Source organism: Gottschalkia purinilytica, assembly GCF_001190785.1.
Classification (GTDB): Bacteria; Bacillota; Clostridia; order Tissierellales; family Gottschalkiaceae; genus Gottschalkia_A; species Gottschalkia_A purinilytica.
Map to the genome: position 1 here is coordinate 73,655 of NZ_LGSS01000001.1, position 26,022 is coordinate 99,676.

Annotated in this window: 22 protein-coding genes; 1 reads left to right on the forward strand and 21 read right to left on the reverse strand. The window is 29.0% G+C overall.

The features are described from left to right. Window positions 1–36: 36 nt before the first annotated feature. From murG to CLPU_RS00495, 19 genes are all read right to left on the reverse strand, one after another. Window positions 37–1,143, reverse strand: a complete 1,107-nt coding sequence (murG, locus tag CLPU_RS00410; RefSeq protein ID WP_050353660.1) for an undecaprenyldiphospho-muramoylpentapeptide beta-N-acetylglucosaminyltransferase — start codon at window positions 1,141–1,143, stop codon at window positions 37–39. A gap of 8 nt (window positions 1,144–1,151) precedes the next feature. Further along, window positions 1,152–2,273 carry a putative lipid II flippase FtsW gene (gene ftsW / locus CLPU_RS00415; protein WP_050353661.1) on the reverse strand — a complete coding sequence of 374 codons (1,122 nt, stop codon included), beginning with the start codon at window positions 2,271–2,273 and terminating at the stop codon, window positions 1,152–1,154. Between the two features lie 2 nt (window positions 2,274–2,275). Beyond that, window positions 2,276–3,634 (reverse strand): UDP-N-acetylmuramoyl-L-alanine--D-glutamate ligase, encoded by a 1,359-nt coding sequence (murD, locus tag CLPU_RS00420; protein WP_050353662.1) that lies wholly within the window; start codon window positions 3,632–3,634, stop codon window positions 2,276–2,278. A gap of 24 nt (window positions 3,635–3,658) precedes the next feature. Next, the gene (gene mraY, locus CLPU_RS00425; RefSeq protein WP_050353663.1) at window positions 3,659–4,621 is read right to left on the reverse strand and encodes a phospho-N-acetylmuramoyl-pentapeptide-transferase; all 963 of its coding nucleotides are present in this window, start codon (window positions 4,619–4,621) and stop codon (window positions 3,659–3,661) included. Between the two features lie 42 nt (window positions 4,622–4,663). After that, complete coding sequence (locus CLPU_RS00430) at window positions 4,664–6,124, reverse strand: UDP-N-acetylmuramoyl-L-alanyl-D-glutamate--2,6-diaminopimelate ligase (RefSeq protein ID WP_050353664.1); 1,461 nt, start codon at window positions 6,122–6,124, stop codon at window positions 4,664–4,666. Between the two features lie 216 nt (window positions 6,125–6,340). Further along, window positions 6,341–8,413, reverse strand: a complete 2,073-nt coding sequence (locus tag CLPU_RS00435; protein ID WP_097677516.1) for a stage V sporulation protein D — start codon at window positions 8,411–8,413, stop codon at window positions 6,341–6,343. 12 nt (window positions 8,414–8,425) lie between these two features. Beyond that, entirely contained in the window at window positions 8,426–8,881 is a 456-nt protein-coding gene (locus CLPU_RS00440) for a septum formation initiator family protein (RefSeq protein ID WP_050353665.1), read from the reverse strand. Between the two features lie 35 nt (window positions 8,882–8,916). Further along, the gene (gene rsmH / locus CLPU_RS00445) at window positions 8,917–9,849 is read right to left on the reverse strand and encodes a 16S rRNA (cytosine(1402)-N(4))-methyltransferase RsmH (protein WP_050353666.1); all 933 of its coding nucleotides are present in this window, start codon (window positions 9,847–9,849) and stop codon (window positions 8,917–8,919) included. Window positions 9,850–9,899: 50 nt separating this feature from the next. Then, on the reverse strand, window positions 9,900–10,331 hold the full coding sequence (gene mraZ / locus CLPU_RS00450; RefSeq protein ID WP_050353667.1) for a division/cell wall cluster transcriptional repressor MraZ: 432 nt from the start codon (window positions 10,329–10,331) through the stop codon (window positions 9,900–9,902). 331 nt (window positions 10,332–10,662) lie between these two features. Beyond that, a complete protein-coding gene (locus CLPU_RS16460) occupies window positions 10,663–10,833 on the reverse strand; it encodes an aspartyl-phosphate phosphatase Spo0E family protein (RefSeq protein WP_082154002.1) in 171 nt (56 codons plus the stop codon). Window positions 10,834–10,982: 149 nt separating this feature from the next. Continuing rightward, the gene (lgt, locus tag CLPU_RS00455; RefSeq protein ID WP_050353668.1) at window positions 10,983–11,729 is read right to left on the reverse strand and encodes a prolipoprotein diacylglyceryl transferase; all 747 of its coding nucleotides are present in this window, start codon (window positions 11,727–11,729) and stop codon (window positions 10,983–10,985) included. Window positions 11,730–11,826: 97 nt separating this feature from the next. Further along, window positions 11,827–13,113: an EF-P 5-aminopentanol modification-associated protein YfmH gene (gene yfmH, locus CLPU_RS00460; protein WP_200898424.1), complete on the reverse strand. Its 1,287-nt coding sequence runs from the start codon at window positions 13,111–13,113 to the stop codon at window positions 11,827–11,829. Between the two features lie 29 nt (window positions 13,114–13,142). Continuing rightward, window positions 13,143–14,408: an EF-P 5-aminopentanol modification-associated protein YfmF gene (yfmF, locus tag CLPU_RS00465; RefSeq protein ID WP_050353670.1), complete on the reverse strand. Its 1,266-nt coding sequence runs from the start codon at window positions 14,406–14,408 to the stop codon at window positions 13,143–13,145. Window positions 14,409–14,442: 34 nt separating this feature from the next. Beyond that, a complete protein-coding gene (locus tag CLPU_RS00470; RefSeq protein WP_050353671.1) occupies window positions 14,443–15,555 on the reverse strand; it encodes a ferrochelatase in 1,113 nt (370 codons plus the stop codon). Between the two features lie 440 nt (window positions 15,556–15,995). Continuing rightward, the gene (phoU, locus tag CLPU_RS00475; RefSeq protein ID WP_050353672.1) at window positions 15,996–16,643 is read right to left on the reverse strand and encodes a phosphate signaling complex protein PhoU; all 648 of its coding nucleotides are present in this window, start codon (window positions 16,641–16,643) and stop codon (window positions 15,996–15,998) included. 14 nt (window positions 16,644–16,657) lie between these two features. Beyond that, window positions 16,658–17,413, reverse strand: a complete 756-nt coding sequence (gene pstB, locus CLPU_RS00480; protein WP_050353673.1) for a phosphate ABC transporter ATP-binding protein PstB — start codon at window positions 17,411–17,413, stop codon at window positions 16,658–16,660. 11 nt (window positions 17,414–17,424) lie between these two features. After that, on the reverse strand, window positions 17,425–18,282 hold the full coding sequence (gene pstA, locus CLPU_RS00485) for a phosphate ABC transporter permease PstA (RefSeq protein WP_200898425.1): 858 nt from the start codon (window positions 18,280–18,282) through the stop codon (window positions 17,425–17,427). After that, entirely contained in the window at window positions 18,282–19,220 is a 939-nt protein-coding gene (pstC, locus tag CLPU_RS00490) for a phosphate ABC transporter permease subunit PstC (protein WP_050353675.1), read from the reverse strand. Before pstC ends, pstA begins: the two co-directional genes overlap by 1 nt. 168 nt (window positions 19,221–19,388) lie before the next feature. Then, the gene (locus CLPU_RS00495) at window positions 19,389–20,351 is read right to left on the reverse strand and encodes a PstS family phosphate ABC transporter substrate-binding protein (protein WP_050353676.1); all 963 of its coding nucleotides are present in this window, start codon (window positions 20,349–20,351) and stop codon (window positions 19,389–19,391) included. A 258-nt stretch (window positions 20,352–20,609) separates the two neighbouring features. Between CLPU_RS00495 and ychF the strand changes: the two genes are divergently transcribed. Continuing rightward, a complete protein-coding gene (ychF, locus tag CLPU_RS00500) occupies window positions 20,610–21,701 on the forward strand; it encodes a redox-regulated ATPase YchF (protein ID WP_050353677.1) in 1,092 nt (363 codons plus the stop codon). Between the two features lie 204 nt (window positions 21,702–21,905). Here ychF and CLPU_RS00505 read toward each other — a convergent pair whose 3' ends face one another. Next, window positions 21,906–22,205 (reverse strand): site-specific integrase, encoded by a 300-nt coding sequence (locus CLPU_RS00505; RefSeq protein WP_050353678.1) that lies wholly within the window; start codon window positions 22,203–22,205, stop codon window positions 21,906–21,908. Window positions 22,206–22,692: 487 nt separating this feature from the next. Further along, window positions 22,693–26,019 (reverse strand): DEAD/DEAH box helicase family protein, encoded by a 3,327-nt coding sequence (locus CLPU_RS00510; protein ID WP_050353679.1) that lies wholly within the window; start codon window positions 26,017–26,019, stop codon window positions 22,693–22,695. Window positions 26,020–26,022: the final 3 nt, after the last annotated feature.

The window sequence follows — 26,022 nt, forward strand, 5'->3', positions numbered from 1 at the left end:
GAAGGTGTTACACAATATTAGTTATTTATATATCAATTAGGGCACTAGCTCTTTTATTATATTTACTATTCTTTCACTGGCATCTATAATTCCTATCTTTTTGCTATTATAAGCCATATTAGATAATTTTTCTTTATCATCTAATACTTCTTTTATTGTTTTTGTTAACTTATTATCTGTCAAATCTTTTTCAAGAATAACTATACTAGCTCCAGCTTTTTCTAATGCTTTAGCATTATACTCTTGATGATTTTCTGCAGTGTATGCTTTTGGAATCAATATAGTAGGGACTCCTACAGCAGTAACTTCTGCTATGGTTATTGCTCCACCACTAGTTATAGCTAAATCAGCAATAGCAAGAGCCTTAGGCATTTCAAAGAAATACGGTACAACATTTATATTACTTGACAACTCATCTATTCCATTACTTTTTAACTCTTTCATAAAACTTTCATGAAATCTTTTACCAGTCACATGTAATACTTGAATATCATCATTATCATGATTATCTATAATAAATCGCAACATTGCATCATTTAACTTTTTCTGACCACCGCTTCCTCCAAAACATAGGATAAAAGGTTTGTTTTGATCAACTTTCAAATCTTGATATGCTTTTTCTTTATCGATGGTTAATATATCTTTTCTGATTGGATTTCCAGTTATTATCACCTTTTCTGACTTTTTAAAATATTTTTTACATTCCTCAAAACTTCCAGCTACTTTACTTACAAATTTAGATAAAATTTTATTAGTAACTCCAGGGAATGCATTTTGTTCATGTATTAATGTAGGTATTTTCTTTAAAGATGCTAACAATACAACTGGACCGCAAACATATCCACCAGTGCCTATGACAATGTCTGGTTTAAATTCTTTTATAACCTTTTTAGCATCATTAAGTCCTAGAAAAAGTTCTTTTATAGATTTAACAGTATCTTTTGATAATTTTCTAGAAAATCCTTTTACTCTAATAGTTTTAAATTTAAGTCCTTCTTTAGGTACTAATTCAGATTCCAATCCTCTTTCAGTTCCTACATAAAGTATTTCAGCATTTTTATATTCTTCTTTTATTTTTTTTGCTATAGCCAAAGCTGGATATATGTGTCCTCCAGTTCCTCCTCCTGTAATTAGTACTTTCATGATTTATTTCAACTCCTATCTAATTGTGAATGTCTAGATATATTTAGAAGCACACCAGCTGCTGCCATGTATATCATTAAAGATGTACCACCATAACTAATGAAAGGTAGAGGTATACCTGTAGCAGGCATTGATGATGTAACAACAGCTATATGGATAAGCGCTTGTATCGTAATAAGTGATACTATTCCAGATGCTAATAAACATCCGAACAAGTCTTTAGCTCCCAAAGCTATCTTTATTCCTCTCCAAACAACTAGCAAAAGTAAAAGCATGACAGTCAGACATCCTATAAATCCCAATTCTTCTCCTATTATAGAAAATATAAAGTCATTATAAGGTTCTGGTATGTAAAAAAACTTTTGTCTACTTTTACCTAGTCCTAATCCAAATATTCCACCTGATCCTAGCGCATATAAAGACTGAACAACTTGCCATCCACTACCTACTCTATCAGCAAATGGATCAAGGAATGTAGTAACTCTTTTTATTCTGTATCTTTCGCCAGCAGGAGTAAAGGGCTGAAGTATAGCCAAGGTAAGCATTATAAACCCAGTTATACCAACCGTCGAAAGATGTGATATCTTTGCTCCTCCTATAAAGAATATTATAACAAGTGTAAATGCTAAAGTTGCACTTGTTCCTAAGTCTTTTTGAAGTATAATAAGGCCACAAGAGAACCCTATTACCATCATAGCTGGTATGAATCCTTCTTTAAAGCTCTGCATTTTTTCTTTTCTCTTGGCCAAAAAAGCTGAAAGAAATATAATAGATCCTAGCTTCATAGCATCAGATGGCATGAAATTTATGACTCCTAAATCTACCCATCTTCTTGCCCCATTGTATTCTCTCCCAAGTGGTGTGAATATTAGTAGACATAGTATAGTAGCTCCAAAAAATATTAACTTTGAAAGTTTTCCTAATTTCCAATAGTCAAAGTTCATAAAAACTATCATAGCTATTAACCCTAGTATACTAGCTACAAGTTGCTTTTTTAAAAAATGATATCCATCTTGCATTTTGTATAATCCATCAGGCCAGCTTGAACTAAAAACCATGATAATTCCTATGAATACTAATAATATCACAGAAATCATTAAAGTAAAATCACAGGCTTTTCTTTTTGCCATTATTAGGCCTCCCTTAACAGTTTTACTTCCTTTTTAAAAACTCTTCCTCTTTCCTCATAGCTCTCAAACATATCCCAGCTTGCACATGCAGGAGAAAGTAACACATTATCTCCCTCATTTGATATTTCAAAAGACTTTTGAACTGCTTCTTGAATAGTTTCTACTATATATATATTGCTAAATTTTTTGTTTATTGCTGTATTTTTTATTTTTTCTGCTGTTTCCCCTATTAAAATTAGAGCTTTAACTTTATTATCAAAGCTATCTACAAAGTCATCAAAACTTCCACCTTTATCCATTCCACCAGCTATAAGAATTATAGGGCTATTTATAGCTTCTATAGCTTTTATAGAAGCATCTGGATTAGTTCCTTTAGAATCATTGAAATATCTTACTTTTTTTATTTCGTCTACAAATTCTAATCTATGTTCTACTCCCTCAAAGTTCATTAGCACATCTGATATCACATCTATACTAACTCCCATTACCCAGGCAATAGCTACTGCTGATAATGCATTCTCTAAATTATGTTTTCCTGGAATTTTTATATGGTCTAAAGATATTACATTTTTAATATTTTTTCCATCATTCACAACTATATAATTATCTTTTACATAAACACCTTTGCTTAAAACATTACTCGAGCTAAAAAATATCAAATTACCACTAGTATATTTTTCCATAGATCTAAGTATATGATCATCATAGTTTAATATGGTAAAATCATCTTTATCTTGATTTCGAAATACTTTTTGTTTAGCTTTAATATAGTTTTCAATAGTTTTATGCCAATTTAAATGATCTGGAGTTATATTTGTTATTAAGCTAACTTTTGGCTTAAACTTTTTTGTGCTATCTAATTGAAAACTACTAGCTTCTATAATAAAAACATCATCATCATGAGAATTAACAACTTCCCATAATATTCCTACTCCAATGTTTCCTGTAACATGTGTACCAAATCCTGCTTTTTTAAATATCTCTCCAGTAAGAGAAGTTGTTGTTGTTTTACCATTAGTCCCTGTTATAGCTATAAATCTATTTTTAGAAATTCTGTATGACAATTCAATATCAGTTATAACTTCTATTCCTTTGCTCTCTGCATTTTTTATTATAGGAATATCCAATGGAATTCCTGGACTTTTTATTATTAAGTCAATTTTTTCTAAATCTACATCATTACTACCTAATACATACGTAATATGTATATCTTTTAATTCCTCTATATACTCTTTAAGTTCTTCTTCTTTCTTCATATCTGTTACTATTACATTAGCTCCTAGCTTACTTAGAGCTTTAGACGTGGACACACCACTTACAGCTAATCCTAGTACAAGTATATTTTTATCTTTTAAGTTCATATATTCCACCTACTTTATGCAAATTTAACTTAAGCTATATACTCCTATTAAACACAAAACAACTGTTACAATCCAAAAAACTGTAACTACTTTTGTTTCTTTCCATCCTTTTTGTTCAAAATGATGATGTAAAGGACTCATTAAAAATACTCTCTTTCCAGTTAATTTAAAAGAAGTAACTTGAATAATAACTGAAAGTGCTTCTGCAAAATATATACCACAAACTATAGGTATTATAAGTGGTAGATTTAATAATACCGCTATTCCAGCTACAGCTCCTCCTAGAGCCATAGAACCAGTATCCCCCATAAAAACCTTCGCAGGATATGAATTATGCTTTAGAAACCCTAAACAAGCTCCACCTAAAGCTGCTGAAAATATTGCGACACTGTTCATTCCCATATTTAAAGCAATTAAGCTAAAGAATGATAGTATTATCAAAGTAACTCCTGATGCTAATCCATCTAGTCCATCTGTTAAATTAGCACTATTTACTGTAGCTACAACAACAAAAGCTATAAAAGGCACGTAAAGCATTCCCAAATCTATAGTTCCATTTATAAAAGGTACTATTATTTTAGTCCCTAAAATTGAATTATTTGATTGATAAACTGCTAATATAACAGCTAAGGCAATTTGCCCTATAAGTTTTTGATATGCTTTTAATCCTAATGATCTTTTTAAAACAACCTTTATAAAATCATCTATAAATCCAATTAGTCCAAATCCTATTGTTGACAAAATGAGGACTTTCATGTCTTGATTAAATAATCCAGTCGTTAATACAGTAATTAATAATGCTATCACTATTATGATTCCACCCATAGTAGGTGTTCCACTTTTTTTATAATGTGTTTTTGGACCTTCTTTCCTTATGCTTTGACCTACCTTAAGTCTTTTCAAAGCTGGTATCAATAATGGCCCTAATATTAAAGTTATAATGAAAGAAACTACTATGACTCTTATAATATCTTTATAGTCTGACATGTTACTTCTCCTCTCTAGTTTATAGTTAATCTTTTTAACAATTTATTTTAAATCTTTCAGTACTTCTAGTACAATTTCTCTCTCATCAAAAGGAAGTACTTTTTCTCCAATAATAGTATATGTTTCATGACCTTTTCCTGCAAGTAAAATTACGTCTTTAGATCTATTATTTTCTATTGCATATTTTATTGCTTCTTTCCTATCTACTATTGAAACATACTCACCATTTGTTTTTTTCAAACCTTTTATAATGTCATCAATTATTTTTTGCGGGTCTTCTGTTCTAGGATTATCCGATGTTACTATAGATAAGTCAGCATACTTTCCAGCAATTTCACCCATAATTGCTCTTTTTGAATTATCTCTATCTCCACCAGCGCCAAATACTAATATCTTTCTTCCTTCTGCAAATTCATCTATTGATTTTAGGACCTTTTCAAGAGCATCTGGAGTATGTGCAAAATCGATTATAACAGTAAAGTCCCTATTAGTAGGTACAACTTCGAATCTTCCTTTAACACCTTCTATAGCATTTAAGCCCTTTTTAATATCTTCAAGTGATATTCCATACGCATATGCACATGATGCTGATGCTAATCCATTGTATACACTAAATTGTCCTGGAATATTCATATTTATTATTGTATTTCCTATTGGTGTATTAAGTCTAAATTCCACTCCTTCTGCATGATGCTTTATGTCTGTAGCATATATATCCGCTTTTTTATCTACACCATAAGTTAGAAGTGGTGTTTCTATATCTTTTAATTTCTCTACAATTTTTCTACCATATTCATCATCTATATTAATAATATTATATTTTTTTGTCATAAAGAATAATTTTGTTTTCGCTTCAAAGTAATTGTTTAAAGTTTTATGATAATCCAAATGATCAACACTAAGATTAGTAAATATTCCTATATCAAAGTCACTATATTCTACTCTATTAAGTTCTAGTGCATGAGAAGATACCTCCATTACACAACTATCTATATTTGCATCAGCCATCATACTGAAAGTTTTCTGAAGCTCTAATGATTCTGGAGTCGTATTATTAGTCTTTATTAATTTTCCATCTATAACACTACCTATAGTTCCTATAATACCTACTTTTTCATCTACAGTTTCTAATATTGACTTTATAAGATATGTAGTTGTAGTTTTAGCATTTGTACCAGTTATTCCTATTAGATTTAGCTTACTAGATGGCTCTTTATAGAATTTAGAAGAAACCTCCGCCAAAGTTACTCTAGTATCTTTTACTTTTATAACTGTAATACCTTCCGGAACATCTATATCTTTTTGAACTATGATAGCTTTTGCTCCTTTAGATATAGCACTATCTATAAACTTATGTCCGTCTACTTTAAATCCTTCTATAGCAACAAACAAACTATCTTTTATAGCCATTCTAGAATCGTAAACTACTTCACTTATGTTAATATCTAAATTTCCTTTACTACTTTCAATATTGCTAGCATCTATAAGTTCTATTAGTTTCATCAGTTACACCTCTCAAATTTTAGAATTATAACACTATATGATAATATCATAATTTCAGATATTATTATAGTCTACTTAAAAGGCAACTTTCAAACATTTTTTGTTTGAAGTTGCCTCAGTGTAATTTTTAGCTATAATTACTTACTTTTACTTTATCATGATCTAAAAATATCTATCATTCGTTATGTTATATTTAGTTTTAATCTTATATACTAACTAATCTGAATTTGATGAGTTTTCTTCATCTGATAAATTTTCTTCATTTTCACTTTTATTATTGTTATTTTTATTACTGCTACTAGTATTAGTTACATATATATCTATCGTTGACCCTTTATTGACTTTGGTTCCTGGAGATGGGAACTGACTTATAACTTTATTATCACCTTCTACATAATAAGCGTCTGTGTTATAGTCTAGACCTAAATCCAATATAATCTGTCCAGCTTGTTTTACTTTCTTATTTCTCAAGTCTGGAACTGTGATTTCTTTTTCTGAATTTTGTTTCTTTTCTTCTGCATTAAATTTAGGCTTTACATTAAGATATTCTAATGATTCTTTTATTACATCTCCAGCTATAGGAGCTGCTATAGTACCACCATAATAAGATTGACCCATAGGTTCATCTATTATTACAAGTACTGCTAACTTTGGATCATCTGCAGGAGCTACTCCAATAAAAGATGCTATATATTTTCCTGGTGCATATCTTCCATCAGCTACTTTCTGTGCCGTTCCCGTTTTTCCTGCTACCCTATACCCAGGAACATATGCTTTTTCTCCCCCTCCATTTGTAACAACAGATTCTAAAATTTCCATCATAGTTTTAGAAGTTTTTTCTGATATAACTTTTCTTCTTACTTCTGGCTTATATTCATGTACTATCTTACCGTCTTGATCTCTTAATTCTTTCACTATTCTAGGCTGCATTAAATTTCCACCATTTGCAACAGCAGCTACAGCTGTTATAAGTTGAATAGGAGTAATTGCTATCCCTTGACCAAAAGATATTGTGGCAAGATTTACATCCTTAATAGCTTCTGCTGATGAAGGTATAATTCCAGCTGTCTCACCTGTCAACGATATTCCTGTTGGCTCTCCAAATCCAAAAGCTTTTATATATTCATACATTTTTTCTTTTCCAACTCTTAGTCCTATATCTACAAACACTATATTACATGAATTCTCAACACCTTCTACAAGTGTCTGTCTTCCATGTGGATTATAGTATCTTACACACTTAATTCGATGTGAACTTTTAATTTGTGTTACATATCCAGTACAGTAAAATTCACTTTGTGGTGTAACTTTATTTTCTTCTAGACCTGCAACAGTAGTTATTATTTTAAATGTTGATCCTGGCTCATAATTATCATTTATAGGAAAGTTTCTCCACATATCATACCATTTCTTTGATTGGTCTTCTGGTGATAATTTTTCCCATTCTTTTTTTAATGCTTCATCTGTTGGTTCCTTAGGATTATTAGGATTGTAGTCTGGTTTAGATGCCATTGCCAATATATCTCCTGTTTTAGGTTCCATAACTATTACAGTAGCATTTTTGGCTTTATTTTTAACCATTGCTTCTGTAACCGCTTTTTCAGCAAAATGTTGTATAGTTTCATCTAAAGTAAGACCTACCCCTAATCCATCTTTGGCCTCATATAATTTTTCATGATCATATGGTAACTGCCTTCCTACTGCATCAGTAGTCTTTACCCATTTTCCCGGTATCCCTGTTAAGTACTTATTAAATGTTTTCTCTATACCGTACTGTCCAACCTGATCTATATTTGTATGACCTATAATATGAGATGCAAATGCACCGTTTGGATAGTACCTTTTATTATCATCTGTTACCTCTATACCACTTAACTTTGCCTTTCTTAAAGTTTCACTTTCTTCTTTATCTATCCATTGCTTTATTTTAACCATACTTTGTTTACTAGTAATTTTTTTATAAACTTCATTTTCGTCTAGGTCTAGTATTTTAGCTAATTCTTTAGCCACATCTTTCGCTTTCGATTTCTTTACATCAGCAGGTCTACACCAAACTGTATCTTTATTTATGCTAATAGCTAGTTTTTTACCATTCCTATCATATATTACACCTCTTTTAGCTTTTACAGGAATCCCTCTAGTCCATTGTTCTAATGCCTGTTTCTTTAATTCTTCACCTTTTACTACCTGGAGGTATCCTATTCTAACTATAAGAGCAAATATAATTACAGATATGATCATTAGTGCTAATATAAGTCTTTTTTTTGTATGAACAGTGGGTAGTGACACAGTCAAATCCTCCTAAAACATATTTAAAATTTTATCTACAATACCACTAAAGAAGTTAGAGTCTTTATTCTCTGCAATCTGTTTATTAGATTTCTTATCATTACTACTTACATTGATATATATCAATTGATCTTCCCTAGCCGGTCTCATATTTATTTTTTCTTTTGCCTGTTGTTCTATCCACCCAGAATCTTTTATCTTTTCAAGTTCTATTTTCAAATCACTCTTTTTATCATTTAATGTTACAACTTCTTTTTCTAATTTTGATACATCTAATCTAATTTTTGTTATGTATGCATATCTTGATAATAAAAATATACATGATACAAATACTATAGCTGAGCAAAAAATAATTTTTAATTTAACACCAATGTTGCTTTTTTTTCTATTATTTTTATTTTTTATAACTTTTTTTCGCTTAGTTTTATGTTTCGTATATGAATGGTGTTCTTTTTTAGCTACTAACAATTTTATTCACCCCTTTATACTTTTAGAACATTACATTAAAGCTTTTCAGCCACTCTCAACTTAGCACTTCTAGATCTTGGATTATTATTTATTTCTTCATTTGAAGGAAGTATTGGCTTTCTAGTAATTATTTTCACTTCTCTTTGCTTATTACACTGACATATTGGAAATTCAGGAGGACATATACAGCTTAAATTTAGCTCTTTGAATGTTTCCTTAACTATCCTATCTTCTAGAGAGTGAAATGTTATTATACATATTCTTCCTTGTTTTTTAAGAACATTACAAGCATCTATTATGGTCTGTTTTAAAATTCCAAGCTCATTATTTACTTCTATTCTTATAGCTTGAAAAGTTCTCTTAGCAGGATGTGGTCCATCCCTTCTTGCACCACTAGGAATAGCCTTTTTTATAACCTCAACTAGTTCTGTGGTAGTATCTATTGTTTTTTCACTTCTTTCTTTTACTATAAATTCAGCTATCCTCTTTGCCCATCTTTCCTCGCCATATTCTTTTATTATTCTTTCTATTTCATCCTTAGTATAACTGTTAACAACGTCCCATGCTTTTAATTCATTTGTTGTATCCATTCTCATATCTAAGTAAGCATCTTTATTATATGAAAATCCTCTTTCGCCTTCATCTAATTGATGTGATGATACTCCCAAGTCCAAAAGTATTCCATCAACACCTTCTATTTCAAGATTTGTTAGTATATTTTTTATATTTTTAAAATTATCATGTACTATAGTAACTTTTTCCATAAAATTATCTAATTCTTTACTGGCTTTTTTTATAGCATTAGAATCTTGATCTATTCCAATTAGCCTTCCTTTATCTAATCTTTTAACTATTTCCTTTGAATGACCAGCACCACCTAACGTTCCATCTACGTATATTCCATCTTCTTTAATATTAAGTCCTTCTATACATTCGTTTAAAAGAACAGATATATGATTAAAGTTCAAATCTTCCACCTCATTTTCATCTGTAGTTTTTTTATTTGTCTAAAAATATTCTATATACCAAGTTCGCTCATTTTTTCTGCAATATTTTCATAACTTAGACTTTCATCTTCATTATAATAATCCCACTCTTCTTTACTCCATATCTCAACTCTATTTGATACTCCTATTATTACTGCTTCTTTATCAAGTCTAGAATGTTCTCTTAAGTTATGTGGAATCAATACTCTTCCTTGTTTGTCTAATTCACATTCAGCCGCGCCAGAAAAAAAGAATCTTGTAAAAGCTCTAGCATCTTTACTTGTAAGTGGAAGTGATTTTATTTTTTGTTCAAATAGGTTCCATTCTGTTTTAGGAAAAATAAATAGACAATTATCAAGTCCCTTTGTAATTATGAAGTTATCTCCTAGTTCATCTCTAAACTTAGCCGGAATTATAATTCTTCCCTTGTTATCAAGAGAGTGCTGATACTCCCCAATAAACATACTATTCACCCCATTTGAATACTAACTCCCCACTTCAAACCACTTCAAACCACTTTTACTACTTCTAGAATAACATTTTAATTCCTTCTTATAAAATAAAAAAATTTTCTTCTAGTTTTTTTGATAGAATTTATCTATTAATATTAAGCGATTACACAATAATACTAAAGAAATATACTAATATGTACTTTTATCAGTTAACCATTTAAAATTATTCTTTTTTATAATTTTGTATACTTATGAGATTTCATAAATATAATCAAAAATAAAAAAAAAGAATACTTATTTAAAAGTATTCTATAAATCATAACCAACCTGTTTTTAAAACCAACTAACACATTTTATCTTTTCTTTTACATAAATCTTTGTACTTCGAGTAATACGTAACAATTAGAACATCTAACTTTGTACTTAAGTCATAAATAACATCAAAATTGTCATTGTCTTTAATAGATTGATGAAGCTTGTCCCTTAAACACATGATTTCGTCATTAAGCGTCATTTTCAACCCACCTTTATCTTCTAAGTACGATTATTTTATTACATTTTTCTAATATATGTCAATGTAATCTTACTATCATCTACAACTATTTTTTAATTTAGACATAATATTTCTTGCGTTTTCTTCCTTTTTTATTCTAAATAATCAAACTATTCCATTTTACTTTTAATAGACTTTTTTCTATTTCTTATAATCATGTAACCACATACTAATATGATTAAAATACTAATTAATTGAGCCACTCTTATAGGTCCAAACATGAGACTATCAGTTCTTAATCCCTCTATGAAAAACCTTCCTAAAGAATATAGACTTAAATATAATAGAAAAACTTCCCCATTAAATTTAATTTTATCTTTTCTATACCATATTAAAAATAAGAACACCAAAAAATCCCATAAAGACTCATATAAAAATGTAGGATGAACTTTTTGGCCATTAATCATTATTCCCCAAGGGAGATTTGTAGGTCCACCATGTGCCTCTTGGTTTATAAAATTTCCCCATCTTCCTATAGCTTGACCTAATATAATACTAGGTGCAAATATATCTGCTAACTCCCAAAAATTAAGTTTTTTAACCTTACAAAAAATTACAGCTACCAAAACAGATGCAATCAGTGCTCCATGAATTGCTAGTCCACCTTCTCTTGTATTTATAATAGAGTAGAAATCTCCTTTATATTCATCCCATGAGAATATTACATAGTACAATCTTGCTCCTATTACAGCAGCTGGTATAGCAAATATTAATAAGTCTATTACTATATCTTCATTAAGTTTTCTTCTTTTAGCTTCTCTCATAGCTATAACAGTTCCTAAAAGAACTCCTAAAGATATTAATATGCCATACCACCTAACTTGCAAACCAAATATTTCAAATGCAACCGGATCCATGTTCTTCCTCCTTTATATATTTGTAAACTGCTAAAAAAAGTTAGCAGTTTACGTTACTAAAAATTAATTATATTTTTATTCTTTTACAAAGTCAAATCTACTTTTTAGGAGAAACTATGGATAATGTATAATTATTGTTAAAATGTTTTACAAATCTTTCCTCAATGTCTGGAAATGTTATATTTTCTGTCAAATTAGCATATTCTAAAAAATTAAAGTTTTTAAAGTAGTAACTTGCAAAGTTATTACCTATAGATTCTATAGAATTAAATTCTTCGAAATTATATCCTATAAACTTTTTCTTAATTCTATTAAAACTATCTTTATCTAATCCTTTGCTTTTTACTTCTTCTATATATTTAATAATCTTATCTAATACAAGTTTAGGATTCTCAGACTCTCCTCCTATAATAGAGTGACCATAGTCCTTATAAGCTACATATTGAGATCCAAAGCTATTATTAATTAAGCCTTCTTCATATAGTTGCTGAAAGAATTCTGAGCTATAACCAAATAACATCTCTAATATCATATTTATACATATCTCTTTATGAACTAGCTTTTTGCCATCATATCCCACATCAAAGTCTTTAAATCCAATATTAAATATTGGAGTAGAAATACTAGATGACTCTTCTATTATTTCTTCATTTATTTCTTTAGGTTCCTCCTCATATACTCGCTTAATTTCTTTACTGGTATTTTCTTTTATATTCTGATTTTTTTCTATTATATCTAAAGCCTTATTAATATCTATATCGCCAACAATAACTAATACCATATTACTTGGATGATAAAATGTATTGTAGCATTTATATAAAAGCTCCTTGTTTATTTGTCTTATACTTTCTACAGTTCCTGCTATATCTATTTTTACAGGATGTTTCACATACATTCCTGAGAGACAATTTGAATATAATCTCCATCCTGGTGTATCTTGATACATTCTAATTTCTTGCTCTATTATACCTTTTTCCTTTTCAACATTTTCATCCGTGAAATAAGGATTTTGAACAAACTTTACTAATAGTTCAAGATTTTCATAAAACTTATCTGTACAAGAAAACAAATATGCAGTTTGATTAAATGTAGTATAAGCATTAACATAAGATCCTAATTTAGAAAATTCGTCAAATATATTACCATTAGGTTCTTCAAATAATTTATGCTCTAAAAAGTGTGCTATACCTTGAGGTACCTCTATAAAATCAGATTCATTTATGGGAACAAATCTATTATCATTTGATCCATATTTGGTAGCAAATATAGCGTATTGTTTTACATAGTCTTTTTTAGGTATATAAAATATTTTTAGTCCATTATTTAATTCTTTAATACAAAACTCTTCTTTAAGTTTATTATTTTTTATAGTTTTAGGTTGCAAGTACAAAACCTCCTGTTTAGATTTAGACATTATTTACTTTTCAAAAAATAAGTAGTATCTAGTTCTATATTTTGAAAGGCATTTACAATATCTTCTTTTCTAACTTTTCTTATATTACTTATAAACTCATCTATAGTTTTATCATCATTAGTTAAATATTGTGCAAGTATATACTCACATAAAGAAAAGCTATCATCAGTTAACGCCTTTATAGAAGTAATAATTGAATTTTTAGCGTTTTCAATATCGTCTTCAGTAAATACACCTTTTTTAACTTCATCAACTTGTGATTTAATAATATCTACGGTCTTTTCAAAATTTTCAAACTCAATTCCTGATACTATAAGCATTAAAGATTTATATTTAAATGATTGAGAATAAATATAGTAAGCTAAACTTTCTTTTTCTCTTACATTTAAGAATAGTTTTGAATTAGGTCCTCCTCCTAATATTTCATTACCTATCATAAATGCATTATATAGCTCATCTTCATATGGTAAATTCGTTCTATATCCTAATATAAGCTTACCTTGACTAATCTCCATATCTTCATATACTACATTTTCTTTTTCTACTTTTTTTATTACTTCTTCTCTAGGTAATTCAACTATATTTTTTCTTTCTAAATTAAATTTGTTTTTTATCAGTTCTTCGACTTCTGTTATGTTTATGTCTCCTACAGCATCTATTTCTATAATACTAGTAGATAAAACAGTTTTATAGTGTTCATATAAGTTATCAGCATTTACTTTTTCTAAGTCATCTACATATCCTAATCTGTTTATACTAAATTTTTCATCTTTGCACATTTCTTCTATACATCTATCAACTGAGTATTGCTTTTTATCATTTATTTTACTTTCTATTCTTCTTTTTAAATTTTCTTTTTCTTGTTGTATGTATTTAGTTGAAAATTTTCCATTTTCCAATATAGGATTTATTATAATCTCAATGAGTAAAGAGATAGTTTCTTCTATATTTCTCTCATTCGTGTATTTATCATCAATAAATTCTATACTAAATCTAATAGCATGCTTTTCTCCTTTTTTACTTACATCTATACTTAAGTTAGCTCCATATAAATCTTCTAACTTTCTTTGTATATCCAAAGAAGTGTTATAGTTTTTAGTTCCTCTATTTAAAACTAATGGTAATAAAGCATTCTTAGTTACTTCTTCTTTATCTAAAGGTCTTATTAGATATATACTTATTATATTTGTTTTAAATTTATCTGTTTTAAGTACATTTAAGTGTACTCCTTTCCCTATTTCTTTTCTTATTGTTTTTAATTCCAATAGTAATACCTCCTGTGTTAATGTCTTTTTACTATTATTTTTGAAGATTCGTAAATTCTATTCTATTTTTAAGTTCTTGAACTAATTTTTCATCATCTATAAATCCGTCTATTATTTTTATACTAACTCCATCTGGGAATTCTACGTTATTTATTATATTATCTGCCATAATATTATTTTCTATGTCAGTTACTGATAGATTAGTATATACAATTAATATTTTACTAACACCGTATTCTAACATATCTCTTACAATATCTTCATATTTAGGATCAATATATTCAAACCAACAAGCTTTTACTTTATGTTCTTGTAAATTTAATTCCTTTTGAAGTAATAATCTTAATTTATTTCTAAACATAGTATCTTCTTTTATTGACTGTATATACTTTTCATTATTATAGTCTTTTTCTCCACCTCCTATCAGTACAACTCCTGTATCAGAAGTATTATCAGTTTCAATCTGTTTAGCAATTTTATTAAAATATGAATTTAGCACTGCTTTGCTATTCCATAGAGATTCTGTATACTTTATGTTTATATTAAGATTAAAAAGCTTCATGTTTTCGACTCTAGATTTTAATTCTAAAACATTACTGTCTTCAGTTAAAAATATAGGAACTACTATTACATTTTTATACCCATTATTTGCTACATCAATTATTGTTTCTTCTATGTACTTATTATCATTCATATATCCTATATAGACATTATAGTTATTTTCATTTAGACTTTTTTGCAGTTCTCTGCTAAATCTAATAGTTTCTTTTTTATAATCACTCTTCCCTATTAAATTATAGTTTCTTTTTACTTTATTTAATTTAAATGGTATTTTTATCTTTTCTGAAAGACTATTTTTATTTTTAATATTCAGTACTTCTTTGCTCAAGCTATATCTTTCGCTTTCACCTTTATAGACTAAAATAACTGCTGTCTCGTCTTTCTTTAAAGCATTTCCTAATAAATTTAAGTCCATATTATAGTCTCTAACATTTATAAATATAACTGATAGTATGTAAGGTAATACTATGCAAAATATAGTCTTAATCTTTTCCTCTAATAGTTTATCTCTATTTGTAACTACTACAATCAGAGAGTAAAATGATATCAGTAAAAAAATGGTGCTTTTCATTCCATCATAAGCCAAATAAAGTACTCCAAAAAATATAAAGCAAAATAAACAACCTAACGTTCTATTTCTAGATTTCCCCCTATACATAATAACCTCACAAGTTTTATTATCGAAACCTTCAGCAATTTTAAACTCACTGAAAAATTTCAACTTTATATATTTTTATTAATTACATGTTGAGATTATTCAGTAACTTAACATATAAAGCAATAAATATATAGATTAATAACTGATCACATTTGTCTTATCTTTTCTTTTTTTCATCTGACTTTATCCTTTATGATGATACTACTCCAATAATAGTCTTATCTTCTATTATTGCTACACTATTATCTTTTATACAATATTTTCATCAACTATTACATCTGATACTGTATCTAATTTAATAATATTTTCATATATTGTTTTATTTAAAGCTTTTTAAAAATAAGAAAACCATCTATTTAAAGATGGTTTTAAAAATAAACTCTTTCTCCAGTTAATATATATATTATTCTTTCACAAATGTTGGTTGTATGATCTGCTATTCTCTCTAGATATCTTCCTATAAACAATAAATTCACGACTTGCTCTATTATTTCTTTGTTTTCTCCGACCATTTTTAATAGCTCTACACATATGCTATCATAAAGTTCATCTACTAAGTCATCCATTTCTGCAACTTCTATTGCTAACTCTTTATCTTCTTTTACAAAGCTATCTAAGCTTTTTATTACCATTGTTTTAGTTATTTCCGCCATTTTAGGTATATCTACTAGAGGTTTTATTAACTTTTGTCTTCCAATTTTTTTTGTAATATTAGCTATATTTACTCCATAATCCCCTACTCGCTCTAAATCAGTTATAATTTTCATTATACTACTTATCTTTCTTAAATCTCCTGCTAAAGGATTTTGGAGTGCAAATAATTCTAGACATTGTTCTTCTATCTCTAGTTCCATTCTATCTACTTCATTATCTAACTTTATAGCTTCTTCAGCTTTTTCCAAATCTTGTTTTACAAGTGATTCTATAGATAAGTGTATAACCTTTTCTACACTTGCTCCCATTTCTAATAATGAAAAATGTAAATCTTTTAGTTTCTGATCATAACTTTTTCTCATAATAATCCCCCCTTTTAACCAAATCTTCCTGTTATATAATCCTCAGTTTTTTTGTCACTAGGGTTTGAAAATATCTTTTTAGTTTCATCAAATTCTATAAGTTCTCCCATTAAAAAGAATGCTGTGTTATCTGATATTCTTCCAGCCTGTTGCATAGAGTGAGTAACTATAGCTATAGTATATTCTTTTTTTAATTCTTCTATTAATTCTTCTATTTTAGAAGTAGCTATAGGATCTAATGCTGAAGTTGGTTCATCCATTAATAAAACATCTGGTTCCATAGCTAATGCTCTAGCTATACATAGTCTCTGTTGTTGTCCTCCTGATAGTGACCAAGCCGATGTATTTAATCTATCTTTAACTTCATTCCACAGTGCTGCTCCTTTTAGACTCTTTTCAACTATTTCGTCTAATTTAGCTTTGCTTTTTACGCCATGTCTTTTAGGGCCAAATATTATATTTTCATATATGGTCTTTGGAAATGGATTAGGCTTTTGAAAAACCATTCCTATTTTTTTTCTAAGTTCCACCTCATCCACATCTGGATGGTATATATCTTTATTCTCAAAGATAATATCTCCTGTGTGTCTTGTTCCCTCTATTAAATCATTCATTCTATTTAAAATTCTTATAAACGTTGATTTACCACAACCTGAAGGTCCGATTAGTGCTGTAACTTTATTTTCTTCTATATCTAAATTTATATTTTTAAGTGCATGAAAATTATTATAATAAAAATCTAAATTTTTAACCTTAATTTTTACAGCCATTAGTTCTCCCCCTATCCTTTCAATCTATCTTCGTATTTATTTCTTAAAATAATAGCTATTGCATTAGACAAGAATAAAATTACTAATAGAACTATAATTCCTGCTGCTGCCAATCCATGAAATTCTTCTTGTGGTCTTGAAGTCCAGCTGTATATTTGCATAGGTAATATGGAGAAAGAATCGAATATACTTTTAGGAGTAAATGCAACAAATGCTACTGCTCCGACCATAATAAGAGGCGCTGTCTCCCCTAACGCTCTCGATATAGATAAAATTCCTCCTGTTAATATGCTAGGCATAGAATAAGGTAGCACAACACCTGTTACAACTTTCCACTTAGTCATGCCTAACGCATAAGCCCCTTGCTTTAACTCTGTAGGAACGCTTCTCAGTGCTTCCTGAGATGACACGATGATTACAGGAAGAATTAATAAAGCTAGTGTTAATGCTCCTGATAATATACTTCTACCAAATCCAAACATATTTACAAATACAGCGAGACCTAATATACCAAATACTATAGAAGGTACACCTGCTAAATTAGATATATTAACTTGAATAATATTTGTAATCCAGTTTTTTTTCGCATATTCTTCAAGATATATAGCAGTTCCTACTCCAACAGGAAAAGCAATTACTGTTGTTAATAATATGATCCATAGACTTCCAAGTAAAGGAGCCTTTATACCAGCTCTTGTAGGAATCCTTGAAGTAAAATTATTGAAAAAATCAAAGTTTATCCACTTTAATCCGTCCTTGAATATATCAAATAACAATACCGCAAGTATTATTACCCCAAATAAAGTAGAAGCAAATACTAGTGCATGAAATATTTTATTTTTTATTTTTCTTCTTTTTAAGTTACTCACTAATATTCCTCCTTATATTTCTTTATAATAATTCTTGAAAGTATGTTCATTCCTAAAGTTATAATAAATAATAACATTCCTACTGCAAAGATAGTTTTATATGCTAATCCTCCATGTACAACATCTCCTGAAGCAACTTGAACTATAAACGCAGTCATAGTCTGAACATTTTCTAGGGGATTAAAAGTAAACTTTGGCATTGAACCTGCTGCTAAAGTAACGATCATAGTTTCACCTATAGCTCTTGATACAGCTAATACAAATGAAGATATTATACTTGAAAGAGCTGCAGGCATAACTACTTTAGTAGCTACTTCAAGTTTCGTACATCCTAACGCATATGCCCCTTGTCTTAAAGAATCTGGCACTGCTCTCATTGCATCCTCACTTAGAGAAGACACCATAGGTATAATCATAATACCAACAGCTATACTTGCACTTAAAGCATTAAATACATTAGCTGAAGGAAATATATTTCTAATAACAGGAGTTATAAAAGTTAGTGCGAAATATCCATAAACTATAGTAGGAACACCTGCCAAAATTTCTAATATAGGTTTTAATATCTTTCTAGTTCTTTCCGATGCATATTCGCTAAGATATATAGCACTTCCAAGTCCAATTGGTAAAGCTATAAGGCTTCCTATAATAGAAATCATCATTGTACCTATCAATAGAGGCAACACACCAAATTTAGGTGGATTAAATAAAGCTGTCCACTCCGTTCCTGTTAAAAACTCTTTTATTGATACTTCTTGAAAAAATCCTAATGTCTCCTTACATAATATAATTATTATTGCTATTGTTGTTAGTATTGATATTCCAGCAAACAAGGATAATATTATTTTTACTAAAATTTCACTAAAGGGATTTCTCCTCTTTAATTTTTTTTTGCAACTAACACCGTTATCAGTTATGTCTATTGCGTTGGCTCTCATATCCATCCTCCTATCCGTTTCTATACCTAACTTATACTTGAATTATAATATTTATCAATCTATGAGAGGTTTAGTTTTGGTTAAAGAGATGTTAAAACTGTGTTAACTTTAGTCATTTTTAGACATAAAAAAGCAAGACTCTCGTCTTGCTTATAAATATCTTGATAGCTATTTTATATTTTCTAGTGTCTTAAGTTGTTCACTATATTTAGCATCTTCTAGTGGAATATATCCTATTCCTGACACTATATCTTTAGCAGTTTCTAAGTAAGTCTTAACAAATTCTTTTACTTGTGGTTTTTCTTTTACAGACTTATTTGAAGCATATATAAATAATGGTCTAGATAGTGGTGAATATTCTCCACTTTGTATAGTTTTAGGTTCAGGTTTTACTCCATTCACTGATACAAGTTTTAAAGCATCTTTATTTTCTAAATAGTATGCATATCCAAAATATCCTAGTGAATACTTATCTGAAGATACTCCTTGTACTAATACATTAGGATCTGCACTAGCCGTATAATCCGTTCTTATTTTTTTACTTTCACCTACGATTTCTTCTGTAAAGTAGTCAAATGTACCAGAGTCAGTTCCTGGACCATATAATCTTATTTCTTCATTTGGCCATTCTGGTCTAACATCTTTCCAAGTTTTCACTTTACTATCTGGTTCCCAAATTTTCTTTAACTCATCAGTAGTTAAATCCTTTACAAATTCATTTTCTTTATTTACAACTATTGATATACCATCATAAGCTACATCAAATTTAGTATATTCTATATTGTTTTCTTTAGCTTTAGTAACTTCTTCTTCTTTTATCTCTCTCGAAGCATTACTAATATCAGTTTCTCCTGATGTAAATCTCTTAAATCCCCCACCTGATCCTGACATTCCAACAGTAACCCTTGCATCTTGGTTATTAGCTTGAAATTCTTCAGCAATTGCCTCTGTTATAGGATACACCGTACTTGACCCATCTATCTCTATATTCCCAGAAATTTTATTTGCAGATTCAGATCCACTATTACTACTTTCATTTGATTTTCCGCACCCTGTAAAAATTAAAGATAAAGACATTATTAAAATTGCAGATACTGTTAATACTTTTGATTTTTTTAGTACCTTAATCATTATATCATTTGCCCCCTCATGTTAATTTTTAATTACATAAGAATTGTAACAAGAATAAATGTTAACTTTGTATAGGACATGTTAATTGATAGTTAAAACTATGTTAAATATAAAAATTTATTAGATATATTTAGTAAATAATAGTTAAAATAACTCCCCTATTTATTGAAGTAATCTACATATTAAGGTATAATTTAATCTGTCATTTAAGAATTTAATACTATATTCATAATTATAAATTTTGAAAGGAAGATACAAATGAAATTAGGTATTGTAGGTTTACCAAACGTAGGTAAAAGTACTCTTTTTAATGCTATTACTTCAGCAGGTGCAGAGTCAGCTAACTACCCATTCTGTACTATAGAACCTAATGTTGGTGTTGTAGCTGTTCCAGATGAGAGATTAGAAGCTTTAAGAAAGCTTTTTGATTCTGAAAAATGTGTACCTACAGCTATTGAGTTTTTTGACATAGCTGGTCTTGTTAAAGGTGCTAGCCAAGGTGAGGGATTAGGGAACAAGTTCCTTTCACATATAAGAGAGGTTGAAGCCATTATACATGTTGTAAGATGTTTCGAAGATGAAAATATAACTCATGTAGAAGGTAGAATTAACCCTATAGAAGATATAGAAATAATTAACTTAGAACTAGTACTAGCAGATTTAGAAGTAGTAAACAGAAGAATTGAGAAAGGTCAAAAGCTAGTTAAGGGAGATAAATCTTACCAAAAAGAGCTTGATTTACTTAATAAAATTAAAAATACCATTGAAAATGGAGAGTCTGTAAGAACTCTAGACTTAAATGAAGAAGAACAATCTATTATAAAAAGTTTTAACTTACTATCATCTAAACCTATACTATATGTAGCGAATATCTCTGAAGAAGAGTTATTATCAAATCCTAATAATGAATATGTAGCTCAAGTTAAAAAGTATGCTGAAAAAGAAAATTCTGAAGTAGTTGTTATTTCTGCTCAAATAGAAGCTGAAATATCTGAATTAGATGATGAAGAAAAGAAAAACTTTTTAGGTGACTTAGGTCTACAAGAATCTGGGCTAGATAAATTAATAAAATCTAGTTACAAATTATTAGGTCTTATGAGCTATTTAACAGCTGGTCCTAAAGAAGTAAGAGCTTGGACTATACAAATAGGTACTAAAGCTCCTCAAGCAGCAGGAAAAATTCACACTGATATGGAAAGAGGATTTATAAGAGCTGAAGTTATTAACTTCAAAGATTTACTTGAGTGTGGTGGATATCCTAAAGCTAAAGAAAAAGGATTAGTAAGACTTGAAGGTAAAGATTACGTAATGCAGGACGGAGATGTAGTAGTATTTAGATTTAATGTGTAGAAAAAAACGCCCATAACTTCAAGATACTAACTTCTACAAACTACTTAAATACAAGAATTCCCTTCATTAGTTAGTAATTTAATATCATAATTAAAACAGTAATTACTACGATTTTACTGCAAATAGATAAACACCTCTGAATATTAATTTGGAGGTGCCTTTTATTTAAATAATATATTTAGCTTTTGAACTGCTTCCTCTTTCTTATCTAATTGAAACATGAGAATAAATATCTAATGTTGCTGTGATACTGCTGTGACCTAATAACTCCTGAACTACTTTTGGATGTTCATTCGTCTCTAATAGCAAAGTAGCAAATGAGTGTCCCAAATCATGGAATCTTGTATCCTCTAATCTAACTTTTTTAAGAATACTTTTAAATCTAGTTGTTATCGTTGTTGGGTTAATTGGTATTCCATCAATATTACAAAATACTAAATCATTTTCATTATAATATTTACCTATACGGAGTTTTTCTTGCACTTGTTTTGATTTATGTTTCATTTGTGCTTCTTTAACCTTCTAATAATATATTGAGGTATAGGTATAATTCTTTTAGAATTCTCTGTTTTAGATGTATCAAATTCTAGTCTTGTTGCTTTTCTTCCTACTCTCTCCATTACAATCATAGAAAAAGTTCTTTGTCAGATAATTTTTTGTAATCACACATAAATATTCCCCCTGTTTTTAATAGTTTTAAAAATCTTCTATAAACGCTGTATAAATCATATGTTAATCACTTCTTCTCTGATTTTATAAAATTACAAAAACTAAAAAAGACCTACCTAGAAATACATCTATATAAGTCTTTTAATAGTAATATTACACCTACAAACAACTTATTTAATATTTAGTTATCCTTTCTATACAAAAGATGGGTGGGGTATGGAAGATTTAAAAAAGATATTTAAATAGGTCTAGATAGTCATAGAATTTTATACTAATTTTTGCCCCATATATTTTTTCATCTACTCCTAAATTTTTAAATTTTTTATCCTATATCAATTCTAGCATTCAGCTCATCAATCTTTTTCATAATACTTTTAGCAGTTTCTAACTTGTCTCCAAATAGAGTTACTACATTCCCAAACTTATTAAATGGTTGGTCATTAAAGATAGATTTATCTATTATTCCATTATCAATAATGAAATCTACAACAAGCTTAACAAATTCCATCTGATTTGAATTAAGCGTTTCATCTGATAAGAATTCAGAAAATGCTTCATTTGCTGTAGTAGGGTCAAGACCTACAATCCTTGATGCTAACCGAAGCAATGGCTCATCTCCATATTCATTTATATAATCATCTCTTGTTCCTAGCTCTTTCCATAATATTTTTTCAAGATGTTTAATGTCATCTTCGGATATTGGTTTATTATTTCTAAGTTTATAAACAACTAAATCATCTTCATGCTCTTTAAGATATTGATTTACTTTTTTTCGATAACTTTGCAAGTCATTAACATTAAACTCACCTTCATTTTCTTTGACTTCCATTACTTCATCTGTAAAATTAGTATAGTAAATAGTTCCTACATTAGCATCAAGAAACTTAATTAAATCTCTAAATGCTTTTCTTACAATCTCATATTCAAATATATCTGCTTCTTGCCAAAATTCATCAGTTTGAACTTTTGTAATTAGATGTTCTTGACGCTTCACCGTAGCAATAGTACCTTTAGTGGATAATTTTTCAGCAGTTGTTATAACTTTCATCTTTGGTTTAGAAGCAACTATACCTTTAAGGTCTGAATATTCTATAGTAAGCATTAGATAGTCAAACCTCTTTGCCAACTCATCATCTTCAATTGAAGGTATAAGAGGTGTAATATTTTCTTCTAAATCACGGATATCTTTGTCAGTAATATTATTCCATGCATCTTTTTTATTATATTTATGGATATACTTAATTTTCATTCTACTATCAAACCTATTCTCATCAATTTGCAAAATAAATTTAATTAATTCATCAACTAAACTTTCTCTATATGACATATATTCTTTATTCTGATATTCAATTCTTTGAAGTTCTTTAATAATTTCCGTTTTAATATTAAATAACTTCTCAGTTAAAGATTTATTAAGCTTTGCTTCTTTCCCCATCTTATTTTCTCTAAAATACTCAAAGTTAGAACAATAATCAAATATCCTAAAGCCATCCTTATTCATTTCTACCCCAAATAGATTTTCACAAAGTCTTGTTCCACGGCCTATCATTTGCCAAAACTTGGCCTTTGAACGAACTTTTTTAAAAAATACTAAATTTACAATCTCTGGTATATCTATCCCTGTATCTAACATATCTACTGATACAGCAATCTGTGGTAATTTATCTTTTGTAGAAAAATCATCAATTAAAGTATCAACATACTTAATATCTGTATATATCGTTTTTATAAATCCACTGTTATACTTAGGATATAGTATATTAAAACGTTTTACGATAAAATCCGCATGTTTTTTATTCTTAGCAAAGATAATAGTTTTACCTAGTTTATCTCCCCCCTCAACTTTAATGCCTTGTTCCATCAAAGTATGTAAAACAGTATCAATAGTATTATTATTAAATAAAAATGAATTTAACGCTTCCCCGCTTATATCTGTTACTCCATCATCAAAAGTTTCCTCAAAATGTTCTTTTTCTTCTTCACTTAAATCATCATAATGAATACCTTCTTCCATGAATTTCATCTTTGTTTCTATGGTATGGTAAGGTACGAGATATCCGTCTTTAATTGCTTCACCCAATTCATACGCATAAGTTGGTACATTATTTTCAAGGTCAAATATCTCATAAGTATTTTTATCAATATCACTTTTTGGTGTCGCTGTAAGCCCTAGCAATATTCCATCAAAATAATCAAATATAGCTTGATACTTCTTGTAAATACTTCTATGTGATTCATCTATAATAATTAAATCAAAATGACCTGAACTAAATAACTTTGAACCATCCTTACTTTTAGTTTCATCAATTGCATTCATCATAGTTGGATAGGTTGAAAATATCATTCTACTTTCAGGATTATCCTTATTATCGAGTAAATTGCATAATGATAACTCAGGCAATAGATTTTTAAAATTCTTCTTAGCTTGTCTCACTAAAGCTGTTCTATCTGCTAAGAAAAGAATATTCTTAATCCATCCTTTATTTATTAACACATCAACAATTGAAATTGCTGTACGTGTCTTACCTGAACCTGTTGCCATAACTAATAGTGCTTTTCTATGACCTTTTTCTAAAATATCACAAACTGCTTGTATTGCCATCTTTTGATATGGTCTATTTGTGATTTCATTTTTAATATATGTCGTTTTTAAAGACTTCTTATTTTTACGCTTGTATATTAACCACTCTAACTCACTTTTTGTATAAATGCCTGATACTTGACGCTCAGGATAGCTTACATCATCCCAAAGATAGTATTCAAATCCATTTGTATAAAATATTACAGGTCTAATATTATGTTCTTTTTCTAGACAATCTGCATAGAGCTTTGCCTGTTGCTTTCCAATCCTTGAGTCAACACTAGTTTTTTTAGCTTCTATAACTGCAAGAGGTTTTCCATCATCTCCATATAAAACATAGTCCACAAAGCCTACACCTGAACTATTAGGCATCCCTTGAACTTCTATTTCTTCCCTACAATCTGTACCAATATTCCAACCTGCTAATTGTAGTTCTAAATCTATATACATCTTACGAGTTTTAAATTCACTTATCTCATCTACTTTAAAGTCACGGTGTTGCCCATTTTCAATTCTCTTAGCAGTAATTTTCTTTCTAAGCTCTTCATTTTCTTTAATAACTTCTTCAAGCTTCCTATCTTTTGAACCAAGACGTTCATATAAATCTTGAAGTTCCTTACGTGTCTTTTTCTGTTTTTCATTATCTTGAAGTATACTTTCATCAAAATCAATTGTATTTAATTCATCTGAATAACAGTAGTCAATCCACGATATAAACTCAAAAAGATTTCTTAAAGCAAGAATAGCTTCTTCTCTAGTAATAGGAGCACTTGTATGAACTGCTTTATTCCCTAGTTGTTGAATGTACTTGAGCATAGGAAGTAAATTAACATCAATTATGCTTCTAAAAGTGTAGTCATGTATTAATGTTGCTAAATTATCCTGATATGGAGCATTCAGCTCTTCGTCATAACTAAAAACCCATTTGACAGCTAATTCTAAAGCTCTACGAGTTAATATTGCTGTAGATGCATATGAAACAACTAAACCTTTTTCAGCCTCAATACAAGCCCCCGAGAAGCTATCGTATAATTTATGTTTCTTTAAAAAACTAAAGTTATATTGCATATT

Bases quoted from the DNA above. Each gene is read 5' to 3' on its own strand.
- CLPU_RS16460 (WP_082154002.1), bottom strand. From the start codon at position 10,833: ATGACGCTTAATGACGAAATCATGTGTTTAAGGGACAAGCTTCATCAA.
- mraZ (WP_050353667.1), bottom strand. From the start codon at position 10,331: ATGTTTATTGGGGAGTATCAGCACTCTCTTGATAACAAGGGAAGAATT.
- pstB (WP_050353673.1), bottom strand. From the start codon at position 17,413: ATGGCTGTAAAAATTAAGGTTAAAAATTTAGATTTTTATTATAATAAT.
- murD (WP_050353662.1), bottom strand. From the start codon at position 3,634: ATGAACTTAAAAGATAAAAATATACTTGTACTAGGATTAGCTGTAAGT.
- pstC (WP_050353675.1), bottom strand. From the start codon at position 19,220: ATGAGAGCCAACGCAATAGACATAACTGATAACGGTGTTAGTTGCAAA.
- CLPU_RS00430 (WP_050353664.1), bottom strand. From the start codon at position 6,124: ATGAAACTAATAGAACTTATAGATGCTAGCAATATTGAAAGTAGTAAA.
- CLPU_RS00505 (WP_050353678.1), bottom strand. From the start codon at position 22,205: ATGAAACATAAATCAAAACAAGTGCAAGAAAAACTCCGTATAGGTAAA.
- murG (WP_050353660.1), bottom strand. From the start codon at position 1,143: ATGAAAGTACTAATTACAGGAGGAGGAACTGGAGGACACATATATCCA.
- CLPU_RS00495 (WP_050353676.1), bottom strand. From the start codon at position 20,351: ATGATTAAGGTACTAAAAAAATCAAAAGTATTAACAGTATCTGCAATT.
- ftsW (WP_050353661.1), bottom strand. From the start codon at position 2,273: ATGGCAAAAAGAAAAGCCTGTGATTTTACTTTAATGATTTCTGTGATA.
- lgt (WP_050353668.1), bottom strand. From the start codon at position 11,729: ATGGATCCGGTTGCATTTGAAATATTTGGTTTGCAAGTTAGGTGGTAT.
- ychF (WP_050353677.1), top strand. From the start codon at position 20,610: ATGAAATTAGGTATTGTAGGTTTACCAAACGTAGGTAAAAGTACTCTT.
- CLPU_RS00510 (WP_050353679.1), bottom strand. From the start codon at position 26,019: ATGCAATATAACTTTAGTTTTTTAAAGAAACATAAATTATACGATAGC.
- mraY (WP_050353663.1), bottom strand. From the start codon at position 4,621: ATGTCAGACTATAAAGATATTATAAGAGTCATAGTAGTTTCTTTCATT.
- phoU (WP_050353672.1), bottom strand. From the start codon at position 16,643: ATGAGAAAAAGTTATGATCAGAAACTAAAAGATTTACATTTTTCATTA.